This is a genomic window from Nocardia sp. NPDC057668 (genome assembly GCF_042799795.1).
In the GTDB taxonomy this organism is placed as follows: Bacteria; Actinomycetota; Actinomycetes; order Mycobacteriales; family Mycobacteriaceae; genus Nocardia.
The window spans coordinates 1,492,589-1,505,091 of sequence record NZ_JBHVIC010000001.1; the positions used below are offsets into that span (position 1 = coordinate 1,492,589).

10 protein-coding genes are annotated in these 12,503 nt (G+C 69.1%); 4 read left to right on the forward strand and 6 right to left on the reverse strand.

Annotated elements, in window-relative coordinates; all coding sequences use genetic code 11:
* Positions 1-5: 5 nt before the first annotated feature.
* A complete protein-coding gene (gene dxs / locus ACFVBH_RS06835; protein WP_354984226.1) occupies positions 6-1,979 on the reverse strand; it encodes a 1-deoxy-D-xylulose-5-phosphate synthase in 1,974 nt (657 codons plus the stop codon).
* A gap of 144 nt (positions 1,980-2,123) precedes the next feature.
* Between dxs and glsA the strand changes: the two genes are divergently transcribed.
* Positions 2,124-3,992, forward strand: coding sequence for a glutaminase A (gene glsA, locus ACFVBH_RS06840; RefSeq protein ID WP_379000456.1), 1,869 nt, complete (start codon positions 2,124-2,126; stop codon positions 3,990-3,992).
* Positions 3,993-4,239: 247 nt separating this feature from the next.
* On the opposite strand, the gene ACFVBH_RS06845 is transcribed toward glsA, so the two are convergent.
* Positions 4,240-4,482, reverse strand: coding sequence for a hypothetical protein (locus tag ACFVBH_RS06845; protein WP_354984227.1), 243 nt, complete (start codon positions 4,480-4,482; stop codon positions 4,240-4,242).
* A gap of 292 nt (positions 4,483-4,774) precedes the next feature.
* On the opposite strand from ACFVBH_RS06845, the gene ACFVBH_RS06850 reads away from it, so the two are divergent.
* A complete protein-coding gene (locus ACFVBH_RS06850) occupies positions 4,775-5,455 on the forward strand; it encodes an SIMPL domain-containing protein (RefSeq protein WP_379000458.1) in 681 nt (226 codons plus the stop codon).
* Between the two features lie 130 nt (positions 5,456-5,585).
* Here ACFVBH_RS06850 and ACFVBH_RS06855 read toward each other — a convergent pair whose 3' ends face one another.
* Both ACFVBH_RS06855 and ACFVBH_RS06860 read right to left on the reverse strand, forming a co-directional pair.
* Positions 5,586-7,043, reverse strand: coding sequence for a class I SAM-dependent RNA methyltransferase (locus ACFVBH_RS06855; protein WP_379001622.1), 1,458 nt, complete (start codon positions 7,041-7,043; stop codon positions 5,586-5,588).
* Positions 7,044-7,051: 8 nt separating this feature from the next.
* Positions 7,052-9,046: an APC family permease gene (locus ACFVBH_RS06860; RefSeq protein ID WP_354984229.1), complete on the reverse strand. Its 1,995-nt coding sequence runs from the start codon at positions 9,044-9,046 to the stop codon at positions 7,052-7,054.
* A 257-nt stretch (positions 9,047-9,303) separates the two neighbouring features.
* On the opposite strand from ACFVBH_RS06860, the gene ACFVBH_RS06865 reads away from it, so the two are divergent.
* Both ACFVBH_RS06865 and ACFVBH_RS06870 read left to right on the forward strand, forming a co-directional pair.
* Entirely contained in the window at positions 9,304-9,969 is a 666-nt protein-coding gene (locus ACFVBH_RS06865; RefSeq protein WP_379000461.1) for a potassium channel family protein, read from the forward strand.
* Between the two features lie 3 nt (positions 9,970-9,972).
* Entirely contained in the window at positions 9,973-10,662 is a 690-nt protein-coding gene (locus tag ACFVBH_RS06870) for a TrkA family potassium uptake protein (RefSeq protein ID WP_354984231.1), read from the forward strand.
* Positions 10,663-10,772: 110 nt separating this feature from the next.
* Here ACFVBH_RS06870 and ACFVBH_RS06875 read toward each other — a convergent pair whose 3' ends face one another.
* Both ACFVBH_RS06875 and ACFVBH_RS06880 read right to left on the reverse strand, forming a co-directional pair.
* Positions 10,773-11,420 (reverse strand): sigma-70 family RNA polymerase sigma factor, encoded by a 648-nt coding sequence (locus ACFVBH_RS06875; RefSeq protein ID WP_354984241.1) that lies wholly within the window; start codon positions 11,418-11,420, stop codon positions 10,773-10,775.
* 304 nt (positions 11,421-11,724) lie between these two features.
* Entirely contained in the window at positions 11,725-12,501 is a 777-nt protein-coding gene (locus ACFVBH_RS06880) for a DUF3159 domain-containing protein (RefSeq protein WP_354991596.1), read from the reverse strand.
* Between the last annotated feature and the right edge of the window lie 2 nt (positions 12,502-12,503).

Consider the following 12,503-nt stretch of genomic DNA (forward strand, 5'->3'; position numbering starts at 1 on the left):
CCGGCCTATTCCGCGAGCGCCCGCTCGGGCTCGATGACCAGCACCGAATCGGCGCCGACCTGATCGAGCTCGACCGTGGCGTTGCCGCCGAGCCAGCCGCTGATCCGCTGGGTCACATCGTCCGGTGTCAGACCCAGATCCTGATGCACCCGCGCGCGCGAGGCATGGTCCAGGAACTGCTGCGGCACACCGATATCGCGGGTCGGGATGTCCAGGCCCGCCGCGCGCAGCGCCGCCGACACGGTACAGCCGATGCCGCCGTGCAGGCCGCTGTCCTCCAGCGTCACCACCAGGCGATAGTTCTCGGCCATCTTCACCAGGGCGTCGTTGACCGGCAGCACCCAGCGCGGATCCACGACGGTGACCGCGACGCCGTCGGCCTCCAGCTGATCGGCGACCTGCAGGCCCAGGCCCGCGAACGCGCCGACGGCCACGATCAGCACGTCGCCGCGCACCGACTGCGCCGAATCGCCGTCCAGCAGCTCGGGCATGCGCAGCACGTCCAGCCCGTCCAGGCGCTCCACCGCGGAGATGTCCTCCGTGACACTACCCTTGGGGAATCGGATGGCGGTCGGGCCGTCACCGATGTGCAGCGCCTCGCCCAGTTCCTCGCGCAGGGTCGCGCCGTCACGGGGGGCGGCCACCCGGATGCCCGGGATTATGCCCAGCACGGACAGATCCCACATGCCGTTGTGACTCGCGCCGTCGTCGCCGGTGATGCCCGCGCGGTCCAGGACCAGGGTCACCGGCAGATTCAGCAGCGACACGTCCATGAGCAGCTGATCGAACGCGCGGTTCAGGAACGTGGAGTAGATGGCGACCACCGGGTGCAGACCGCCCAGGGCCATACCGGCCGCGGAGGTCATCGCGTGCTGTTCGGCGATGCCGACGTCGAACATGCGCTCCGGGAAGCGCTTTCCGAACGCGGACAAACCGGTCGGGCCGGGCATGGCGGCGGTGATGGCGACGACGTCGTCCCGCTGCTCGGCCTGCGCGATCAGCTCCTGGGAGAAGATCGAGGTCCAGCTCGGCGCGGACGAACCGCCCACCGGCTCACCGGTCTCGGGATCGATGCGGCTGATCGCGTGCATCTGATCGGCCACGTGATCCTCGGCGGGCTTGTAGCCGCGGCCCTTCTGGGTCACCACGTGCACGACCACCGGGCCGCCGAAATCCTTGGCACGCCGCAGCGCCGCCTCCAGCGCGACCGTGTCGTGCCCGTCCACCGGGCCCACGTACTTCAGCCCGATGTCGCCGAACAGCTCCTGCGGGGCGACCGCGTCCTTGATGCCGGTCTTGAGCGCGTGCAGCATCGAATAGGCCGACTCCCCCACACCCGGGATCGACTGCACGATGCGCTTGGTCGCGTCCAGGGCCTGCTCGTAGGCGGGCTGCATGCGCAGCGCGCTGAGCCGGTCGGCCAGGCCGCCGATGGTCGGGGCGTAGGAGCGGCCGTTGTCGTTGACCACGATCACCACCGAGCGGTCCTGCCCGGCGGCGATGTTGTTCAGCGCCTCCCAGCACATACCGCCGGTGAGCGCGCCGTCGCCGACGACCGCCACCACGCTGCGCTTCTGCCGGGTCAGCGCGAACGCCTTGGCCAGACCGTCCGCGTAGGACAGCGACGCCGAGGCGTGCGAGGACTCCACCCAGTCGTGCGCGCTCTCGGCACGGCACGGGTAGCCCGACAGGCCGCCCTCCTTGCGCAGGGTGTCGAACCCGTCCTTGCGACCGGTCAGGATCTTGTGGACGTACGACTGATGACCGGTGTCGAAGATGATCGGGTCGGCAGGCGAGTCGAAGATCCGGTGCAGCGCGATGGTCAGCTCTACGACGCCGAGGTTCGGACCCAGGTGCCCGCCGGTGACGGCGACCTTCCGCACCAGGAACTCACGAATCTCCTCGGCCAACTCACGCAGCTCTGATACCGACAGCCGGCGCAGGTCCTCGGGCATGTCGACCCGGGAAAGCACTCCCACGGCTATTGCTCCCTCCGGATGTCTCCTGTGTTTGCAACAGTCTACGGAGCCGCGACCGGCCCGCTAAGTCAGGAACTGAACGCCACCTGCGACATCCACTTCAGATGTGAGGCTCCACACACATTACCCGGATACAGTGGCCGCGTGGTCCACTCCGATTCGACCGCAGCAAATCCGATTTCGGCCGCCCCCGGCGTGGTGGCCCGGCTCATCGACGAGGTATATCAACTCTGCCGGACCGACACCTCCGGTGAACTCGCCGACTACATCCCGGAACTCGCGGCGGTGCAACCCGATTCGTTCGGCATCTGCCTGGCAACCGCGGACGGTCAGGTGTACGGGAGCGGGGATGTGCACACCCCGTTCACCATTCAATCGATCTCCAAACCCTTCACCTACGCGCTGGCCCTGGCGGACCGCGGACCGGCGGCGGTCGCGCAGCGTATCGACGTGGAGCCCACCGGAGAACCGTTCAACGAAATCAGTCTGGACCCCCGGACACAGCGCCCGCGCAACCCGATGATCAACGCCGGCGCGATCACCGCGGCCTCGCTCGTGGAGGGTCGTGACCCGGCCGACCGGTTCGCTCGGATACAACGCAGCTACGGGCGATTCGCGGGGCGGGAACTGAAACTCAACGAGGCCGTCTACGCCTCGGAAGCGCGCACCGGATTTCGCAATCGGGCCATCGGATATCTGCTGCGCGGGGTCGGGATTGTGGACGGCGATCCCGACGAAGCGGTCGATCGATACTTCCGGCAGTGTTCACTTGACGTCACCTGCCGTGATCTCGCCCTCATGGCCGCGACACTGGCCAACAACGGCGTGCATCCGCTGACCCACGAACGCGCCCTGGTCGCCCCGCTCGTCGAGCAAGTTCTCAGCGTCATGACCACCTGCGGCATGTACGACGCCGCCGGCGACTGGGTCACCACGGTCGGGCTGCCCGCGAAAAGCGGCGTGGGCGGCGGGATTCTGGCCGTGCTGCCCGGACAGCTCGGCATCGCGGTGTACTCGCCGCGACTGGACGAGCACGGCAGCAGCGTGCGCGGGGTCATGGCGTGCCGCGAACTGTCGCATCGACTCGGCCTGCACTTCCTGCACGTCACCCGCGGCGCACACACCGCGATTCGCGCCTCGTACTCGGTGGCCGAGGCGCCCTCGCGGCTGCGGCGCGATCCCGAGGAGCTCGAGCTGCTGCGCGCCCACGGCGACCGGGTGCGCATCGTCGAACTGGCCGGCGACCTGCTGTTCGCGGGCGCGGAGTCCACCGTGCGCGCGGTGGAACAGCTGCCCGGAGACCTGGAGGCGCTGGTGCTGGACCTGCGCGAGGTCGGCGACGTCAGCGATATCGCCGCGCGCATGCTCGCCGACGTACAGGCCGAACTGGCGGCGGCGGGATGCCGTGTGGCACTGGTGGATCCGGACGCCAAGCTCGGGCACATGTCGTCGAGCCTGGATCCGGCCGATCCGGTGGGACGGGTGTTCGTCGACCGGGACAGCGCCACCGAATGGTGCGAGCAGCTCGTGCTCGACAGGCACCGGCCGCCCGGATACACCGTGCCCGCCGCACTGCGGGTCGAGGAGCATCCGGCGATGGCCGAACTGCCGGACGACGAATGTGTGCGGCTGGCACGGGAATTCGAGATCCGCACGATCGCGCGCGGCGAACTGGTGATCGCCCGCGACAGTCCGCGCGCGGGGCTGTTCCTCATTCTGGACGGGCGGGTCCGAATCACCTTCGAGGACAACGCCGGTCGCCGGCACCGCCTGATCACGCTCTCCCCCGGCATGTCCTTCGGGGAGATCTCCCTGCTCACCGGCGTGCATTTCAGCAACGACATCTACGCCGAGACCACCGTCCGCCTGGCCGTGCTGTCCCCGGAGAAGTTCGATCGGCTCACCAGCCAGGCCCCCGAGGTGAAACTGGCTCTGCTGGAGCGCCTTGCGACGGCCGCGTATTCGCAGACGGACGCGGCGGTGCGGGCATTGGCGGCGCACGGCGGGGCCTGACCGTCGCGCCCCGCGGCCCCTGCTCGATGGCGCGGCGCGGGACCGGCGACCGGTCACGGCGGATGGTCCGCAGCCGGGGGCTCACTCGCCGATATCCGAGTGCCGGGACCGCCGCGAGGGTGGCGGCTGACCCGACCCGCCAATTTCGCCCGTACCAGACGAACAGCCTGGTGACGGCCGGGAACTCGCCGATATGCTCGGGCCGGGCCGCCGCTCCCGCCACGGCTGCGTGGCGGCCCGGCAGCGATCAGTAGCGCTTCTTGCGAGACGCCAGGTCTTCGGTCTTGATCCGGATGTCGTCGGTCTTGGCGCGCAGGTCGTCGGTCTTGGCGCGGAGCGCGCCGAAGAGGATGTCGCGGCTCTCCGAGAGCAGGTCCTGGACCTCCAGGACGGTGCGCTGGGTGGCGTCGACGCGGACGCGGGACAGACGGCGGCCGCTGCGGCGGCCCGCCTGCGCGAGTTCCTGGACGAGTTCGCCGAAGGCGCTCATCGGATCGCCCCCCGAACCGCCGATTCAACGTACGCTTGTTCACCGAAATAGTGAGATCTCATACCCTGGAACCCCTTTGTATCCACTGTAAACGCACCTACCGCGATAGATGGAGAGTACGCTCGTTCACTCGGTGGTGCCAGTCGCCGGGGTTCGGCGGGGCCGGTCCCGGGGGTGAGCCGCGGGGCCGGGAAGCCGGAGCGGATCGGGCCTCGTGGCGCGCGGCGGGCGGGGTGGATGGGCGGGCGTCGGTAGCATCGGGATGCCCCCGGAACCGATCTAGGAGGACGTAGTGACCAGCAGTGTGAGCGAGACCGGCACCATCACCACGTTCGGCGCCGGAAGTGCGAGCGCCACACCGGATCTCATGCGGGTGAGCATCTCCGTGGAGAAGAAGGCCGACACCGTGGCCGCCGCCTACGCCGGCGCCGGGGCGCGCGCCGACGCGCTGATTCTGTCGCTGCGCGGGGACGGGGTGCCCGCTCGCGACGTCTCGACCAGCGGTTTGTCGGTTCGCACCGAGACCGTGTGGACCGAGGCCAATCGCGAGCAGGTCGTGGGATACGTCGCGAGCACCTCGCTCACCGTCGTGCTGCGCGACATCGAGGCGGAGGAGAAGCCCGCGCAACCCGGGCCCGCGGCGATCATCGCGCACGCCGTCGACGCGGGCGGGGACGAAGTGCGACTGGGCGGGCTCACGCTCGGCGTCGCCGACGAGGAGAGCCTGCTGACCCGGGCCCGCGACGCGGCCTGGGATCACGCCCGCGCCAAGGCCGAACAGTACGCGGCGCGGGCCGGGCGCACGCTCGGCCCGGTGCTCGAGATCACCGAGAACACCTCGGGCGCATCACTTCCCGCCCCGCGCATCGCCTTCGCCGCGAAGTCCGCCCCGATGGACTCCGCCGCGATCCCCGTCGAGCTCGGCGAGAGCGAACTGTCGGCCGAGGTCCGGGTGACCTGGCAGCTCGGCTGATACATCCGGCTCGAGCCCGCCGCGGGGAACGAACAGGACGGGTGCGCACGCCGTACCCCATTGCCACCGGCGGCAACGAACCACGCCATTCGCCGCCATCACCGCCGACCGTCGCGCGGCGGACTCGGAGTCAGCGTTCCAGCAGGGCGATGCACTCCACGTGGTGGGTGCCGGGGAAAGCGTCGAAGACTCGCAGGGCGGCGGGCTCGTAGCCGGCGTTGCGGTACAGGCCCAGGTCGCGGGCGAACGAGGCGGGGTCGCAACCGATGTGGATGATGCGGCGGGGAGTGCGCTCGGTGAGGGCGCTGATCACCTCTTTGCCCGCGCCCGCGCGGGGCGGGTCCAGGACGACCACATCGGGCGCGGTCGGCGGCTGCTCGACTATCCACTGCTCCACGCGTTCGGCGCGCAGGTCCACCCAGGGCAGGTCGCGCAGGGCGGATTTGCCCTCGGTGACGGCGGTGCGGGCGAATTCCACGCCGTGCACTCCGCCCGCGGGACCGACCTGGCCGGCCAGCCGGGCCGCGAAAACGCCCACGCCGCAGTACAGATCCCAGGTCAATGCCCCGGGGGCAGCGTCTGACCACTCCGCCACCACATCCGAGTAGCATTGCGCGGCACCGGCGTGCGGCTGCCAGAAGCCGGTGGCCGAGAGTTCCCAGCGACGGCCCCCGACGTACTGCACGGCACGGCCGGTGCCGTCGAACACCTTCTCCACGCGCGGGCTGTGCGCGGCGGCCCGGCGGGCGACGGTGCTGTTGCGGTCGCTCCCGCGCCGGAAACCGTTGCCGCCGCGCTTGCTCCGGCCCGATTGCACCACCGGGGACAACTCGAGCAGATGCCGCATGCCGTCACCGTCCACGGCGATCACGAGATCCGCGCCGGGCTTCCACGTGCGCTCGGCAATGCCCTCCATCGCCCCGGCCATGGGCTGGGGGCAGCGCAGGTCGGGGATCACATCGGTGCTGCGATACCGGTGCACACCCGCGCGGCCCTGCGCGTCCACGACCAGGCGCACCCGCGAGCGCCAGCCACCGGCGGCAGCGGGAGCGACACCGGCGGGCGCGCCACTCACCGCGGGTCCGGAACCCGCCCGATCCGCGGCCGCATCCCGAGTTGTCCCGCTCACGGACGGGGACGGGGCGCCGGCGGCTGCCGGAACGCCGGAAACCGAGCCGTCCGCACCGGCTTTCAGCGGCGCCGATACCCCGCTCATCGGTGCGGGGATCACCTCCACCTCGAAATCGGGCTCCCAATCGGCCAGGCGCAGCAGTTGTTCGGCGACCACGCTGTGCTTGAGACCGCGCTGGGCGGCGGGGGTGGCGTGGGTGAAATCGCAGCAGCCCGCACCGCCGGGGCCCGACACCGGGCAGGCGGGGTCCACGCGGTCGGCCGATGCCTCCAGGATCTCGATCGCGTCGGCGCGGCAGAACGAGCCGCCGCGATCCTCGGTGACGATCGCGCGCACCAGCTCACCGGGCAGCCCGTGCCGTACGAACAGCACCCGGCCCTCGTGCCGGGCCACACAGAACCCGCCGTGCCCGGGCGCACCGAGGCGAACCTCGACGGTCGTTCCGCGCCAATCCATTCCCGAACTCACGCATCATCTCCGAATCCACGCCGCACCGAACCGGGCGCGCTGATCTGCCGGGTCGGGCGCAGCGCGTTGGCCGAGGAACTGAGCTGCCACGGCACGCTGGTCACCATCACGCCGGGCTCGAACAACAGGCGGCCCTTGAGCCGCAACGCGCTCTGATTGTGCAACAGCTGCTCCCACCAGCGACCGACCACGTATTCGGGGATGAACACGGTCACCACATCACGCGGCGCGTCCTTGCGCACCCGCTTGACGTAATCGACCACCGGCTTGGTGATTTCGCGATAGGGAGACTCGATCACCTTGAGCGGCACCGAGATGTCGCTGCGCTCCCAGTCCCGCACCAGCGTCCGGGTGTCCGGCTCATCGACGTTGACCGTGATGGCCTCGAGCGTGTCGGGCCGTCCGGCGCGGGCATAGGCCAGCGCCCGCCGGGTGGGCATGTGCAGCTTGGACACCAGCACGATGGAATGCGTCCGGCTCGGCAGCACCCCGTCCCATTCGGACTCCGACGCCTCGAGCTCGCGCGACACCGTGTCGTAATGCCGGCGAATGAGTTTCATGATGCCGAAGATCGCCGCCATGGTGACGATGGCGATCCACGCGCCCGCCAGGAACTTGGTGATCAGCACGATCACCAGCACGGTCGCGGTCATGGTCAGGCCGATGGCGTTGATCACCCGCGAGCGCTTCATGCGCGCCCGCTGCCCGGGATCGGTCTCGGTCCGCAGCAGCCGCGTCCAGTGCCGCAGCATGCCGGTCTGGCTCAGCACGAACGAGACGAAGACGCCGACGATGTAGAGCTGAATGAGCTTGGTGACCTCGGCCCCGAACAGCACCACGAACGCCACGGCCGCACCGGCCAGGAAGATGATGCCGTTGCTGAAGGCCAGGCGATCGCCGCGGGTGTGCAGCTGGCGGGGCAGGAAGCGGTCCTGCGCGAGGATCGAGCCGAGCACCGGGAAACCGTTGAACGCGGTGTTCGCCGCGAGGACGAGGATGAGCGCGGTGACGATGGTCATGAAGTAGAACCCGGCCGGGAAGCCGCTGAACACCGCACCGGCCAGCTGCGCGACCAACGTCTTCTGCTCGTAGCCCTCGGGCGCGCCGCCCAGCTGGCTGGTGTCGTGCGCGTAGACGATGCCGACCTCCTGGGCCAGCACGATCATGGCCATCAGCAGCGTGATGGAGATCGTGCCCAGCAACAACAGGGTGGTCGCCGCATTGCGGGATTTGGGCTTGCGGAACGCGGGCACGCCGTTGCTGATGGCCTCCACACCCGTCAGCGCCGCACAGCCCGAGGAGAACGCGCGCGCGATCAAGAACACCAGCGCGATGCCGAACAAATGGTCGTTCTCGGCCTTCAGCTCGAATCCGTAGGACTCCGCGTGCACCTCCTGCCCCAGGCCGATCCGGGTGAAACCCCAGATGAGCATGATGAACATGCCGATCATGAAGGCATAGGTGGGAATCGCGAAAGCGGTGCCCGATTCCCGCACACCGCGCAGATTCAGGGCGGTCAGAATCACAATCGCCGCGACCGCGAACAACACCTTGTGCGTGGAGACGAACGGCACGGCCGAACCGATATTGGACGCCGCCGAGGAAATCGACACCGCGACCGTGAGCACGTAATCGACCAGCAACGCGCTGCCGACCGTCAAACCCGCCGTGGGACCGAGATTCTTGGTCGCCACCTCGTAATCGCCGCCGCCCGAGGGATAGGCGTGCACATTCTGCCGATAGCTGGCGACCACGACGGCCATGACCAGCACCACCGCCAGGCCCACCCACGGCGCGTACACGTAGGCGGACAACCCGGCCACCGACAGCACCAGGAAGATCTCCTCCGGCGCGTAGGCCACCGAAGACAGCGCGTCGGAGGCGAACACGGGCAGCGCGATTCGCTTGGGTAGCAGGGTGTGACCCAGCGAATCACTACGGAAGGGGCGGCCAACCAGCATGCGTTTGGCGGCCGTCGTCAACTTCGACACTTTTGCGAGCATAGGGGAGCGCGAGCGCGGTCGCGTCCACGGCGCGACGGGTTCATCTCGTGGCCGTACGCTTGCTACCGGAGAAAAGCGCCGATGCGGGTGCGACAGCGGGGGCAGACGCTGTGAGCTTTTCCCGGCTCCGGTTTGAATACCAACCGGAGGGGGAAAAAGCCTCGGGAAAAACTAGAGCGGTACGGTTGCGAACCGGACAAGCAACCAGACCGCACACCACGGTTTTCGGAAATGGGGACAGCACGGTGTACGTAGTGATCATGGGGTGTGGACGGGTGGGTTCCTCGCTCGCACGCGCCCTGGTCCGCATCGGCCACGAGGTCGCGGTGATCGATCAGAACTCCAGTGCCTTCCTGCGCCTGGGCCGCGATTTCCCCGGACTGTGCATCACCGGCGTCGGATTCGATCGGGATGTGCTGACCCGCGCCGGAATCGAACGTGCCGGCGCCTTCGCCGCGGTGTCCTCCGGCGACAACTCCAACATCATCTCCGCCCGCGTGGCCCGCGAGACCTTCGGCGTCGAACGCGTCGTGGCCCGCATCTACGACGCCAAGCGGGCCGCCGTCTACGAGCGCCTGGGCATTCCGACCATCGCCACCGTGCCGTGGACCACCGACCGGTTCCTGCGCAATCTGGTCGCCGATCAGTCCACCACGACCTGGCGCGACCCCACCGGCACCGTCGCGGTCACCGAGCTCACCCTGCACGAGGAGTGGTACGGGCGCACGGTGCACTCGCTGGAGAACACCATCGGCGCGCGCGTGGCGTTTTTGATCCGCTTCGGACAGGGCATGCTCCCCAACGCCAAGACCATGCTGCAGGCCGATGACACCGTCTACATCGCCGCCACCTCCGGGACCGTCGGCGAGGCCGTGGCCCTGGCCGGAAATCCCCCCGCGAGCGAGGACTGAGCAATGAAGGTAGCCATTGCGGGCGCCGGCGCCGTCGGCCGATCCATCGCCCAGGAACTACTGCGCGGCGGTCACCAGGTCATGCTGCTGGAACGCCGCCTCGATCACATCGACCCCACCAGCGCGCCCGCCGCGGTCTGGACGCACGCCGACGCCTGTGAGCTCGAGACGCTCGAAGAGGCGGGCCTGGAAACCTACGACGTGGTCATCGCCGCCACCGGCGACGACAAGGTGAATCTGGTCTTCAGCCTGCTGGCCAAGACCGAGTTCGGCGTGGGCCGGGTGGTGGCGCGGGTCAACGATCCCCGCAACGAATGGCTCTTCGACACCTCGTGGGGCGTGGACGTGGCCGTATCCACTCCGCGCCTGCTCGCCTCGCTGGTCGAGGAGGCGGTGTCGGTCGGTGATCTGGTGCGGCTCATGACCCTGCGCCAGGGTCAGGCCAATCTGGTGGAGATCACACTGCCCACCGATACGCCCTTGGCGGGCAAGGCCGTTCGCATGCTGAAGCTGCCGCGCGATGCCGCGCTGGTCACCATTCTGCGTGGCGGCCGGGTCATCGTCCCGCAGGCCGACGACTCGCTCGAAGGAGAGGACGAACTGCTGTTCGTCACGTCCGTGGAAGCCGAGGACGAGCTACGCAAAGCCCTCGGCGTCAACGGTTTCGACAACAACCTCGGCGTCACGGCCTGAGATCGCCGGGGCGAGCGCGTCCGCGCTCCCCCGCTCCGGCGCCAGCGCCCACACCGGTTCCGGTGCGAGCGCGGACACGTATCGATCTGCCAGCGCCGAACGCGGCCGCATCACGAGGCGACCTTCAGCTCGGCGCGCAGCTTGTTCAGCGCGCGGTGCTGCATGACCCGGACCACGCCCGGGCTGGTGCCGATGGCCTCGGCGGTTTCGGCCGCGGTCCAACCCAGCACGATCCGCATGACCAGCACCTCGCGATGGGTCGGCGCCAGCACCTTCATGAGTTCGCGCGTGGCGGCACGGGTTTCGGACTGCAGCGCCCGCTCCTCCGGGCCGGCCTCGTGGCCCGCCTCGTCCGGGAACTCCGCCACCGGGTAGGCCGGGTGCAGCTGCGCCCGGCGGAACGCGTCGGCGACCTTGTTGGCCGAGATCCCGTACACGAAGGCCAGGAACGACTTGCCCTGATCCCGGTAGCGCGGGATGGCCTGCACCGTCGCCATGCAGATCTCCTGTGCCACATCGTCGGCCGTCACGTGCAGGTGACCGCCATTGCCCATGCGGGCCGCGCAGTAGCGCCGCACCAGCGGGTACACGATCTTCAGAATGTCGGAGATCGCGTGCTTGTCACCGCTCGCGGCGGGACCGATCAGCTTCTCCAATTCCGCTGCCGCGCGCCGCGATTCCGAGGTGGCCGCACTGTTGTTCTTGGTGGTGGTGCCCCGCCCCGCTGAATGCCTGCTGCGCGAGGCCGTTGCCTGCACCGCCGCACCGCGCCCCTCGCTACGGTCCTGCGCTGCCACTGCCTTGCCGTCGGTAATCAACTCCGCGATCCTTTCGCCGTTTCGTCTCATAACGATCCTGCGATGATCAGCGCCGCCGAAATAGGTACCCCAGGGGTGGGGTGGGCACCCCCTTCCACCCCCTAACCGTTACCGAAGGTGTTGCGCGGTGGGCTCATAGCGCGATAAGGACCGTTCGAGCTGATGCTCGAACGGCCCTTGTCGAGGTCCTGAACAGCCGATCCGCGGTGGATCGGCCGGTTGTCGCGGGGTCGCGCCGCGGAAATCAGTCGCGGGCAGCCGCTTTGCTCTTGCTCGACGCCACGGGCAGATGACCGGCCCGGCGCACCGCCCACACCGTCACCACCAGCGCGACCGCGGTCAGCGGCCAGCCCATGGCCAGGCGCGCCACGGCCAGCAGACCGGTGCTGTCGGAGGCGTACAGGTGGTTCTGCACCAGGTAGCGGGCGCCGAACACCACGGCCCAGACCGCCGTGGCCAGGTCGTACAGGCGCATCGCGCGGCGATCGGCGCGCCAGTCGCTGCCGTGCCCGTTCAACATGCCCCAGATGACACCCGCCAGCGGCCAGCGCACGAGCAGGGACACCAGGAACGCGCCCGCGTACACCAGGCTGGCGTAGATGCCGAACAGGAAGAAGCCCTTGGCCTCACCCATGCGCCAGGCGATGAAGGCGCACAGACCGACGCCCAGGAAGCCGGAGATCGCCGGCTGGATCGGATCCTTGCGCACCAGACGCCAGATCAGAATCGCGATGGCCACACCCATGGCGGCCCAGAGCGCGGGACCCAGCCCGCGCAGGGAGTTCACCGGCACGAACACCAGCACCGGCAGCGAGGAGTAGATCAGGCCGCTGAAACCGCCCAGCTGCTCGAGCAGCGTCTGCTGGGTTTCGGCTTCGCGCTGTTCCTCGGCCTCGACCTCGGCGCGGTCGGCTTCGAGAAGCTCGGCGCCGTTCTCGGAGTACGCGCCGCGATCCTCCAGCGGCCTCCGGGTCTCGGTGGGCCTGCGGCCCTCGTCGTTGCTGCTGGTCGGTATCGACATGC

What these genes read in the sequence shown, in the direction of transcription:
- ACFVBH_RS06880 (WP_354991596.1), bottom strand. Translation starts at nt 12,501, where the DNA reads ATGTCGATACCGACCAGCAGCAACGACGAGGGCCGCAGGCCCACCGAG.
- ACFVBH_RS06845 (WP_354984227.1), bottom strand. Translation starts at nt 4,482, where the DNA reads ATGAGCGCCTTCGGCGAACTCGTCCAGGAACTCGCGCAGGCGGGCCGC.
- ACFVBH_RS06855 (WP_379001622.1), bottom strand. Translation starts at nt 7,043, where the DNA reads ATGGATTGGCGCGGAACGACCGTCGAGGTTCGCCTCGGTGCGCCCGGG.
- ACFVBH_RS06870 (WP_354984231.1), top strand. Translation starts at nt 9,973, where the DNA reads ATGAAGGTAGCCATTGCGGGCGCCGGCGCCGTCGGCCGATCCATCGCC.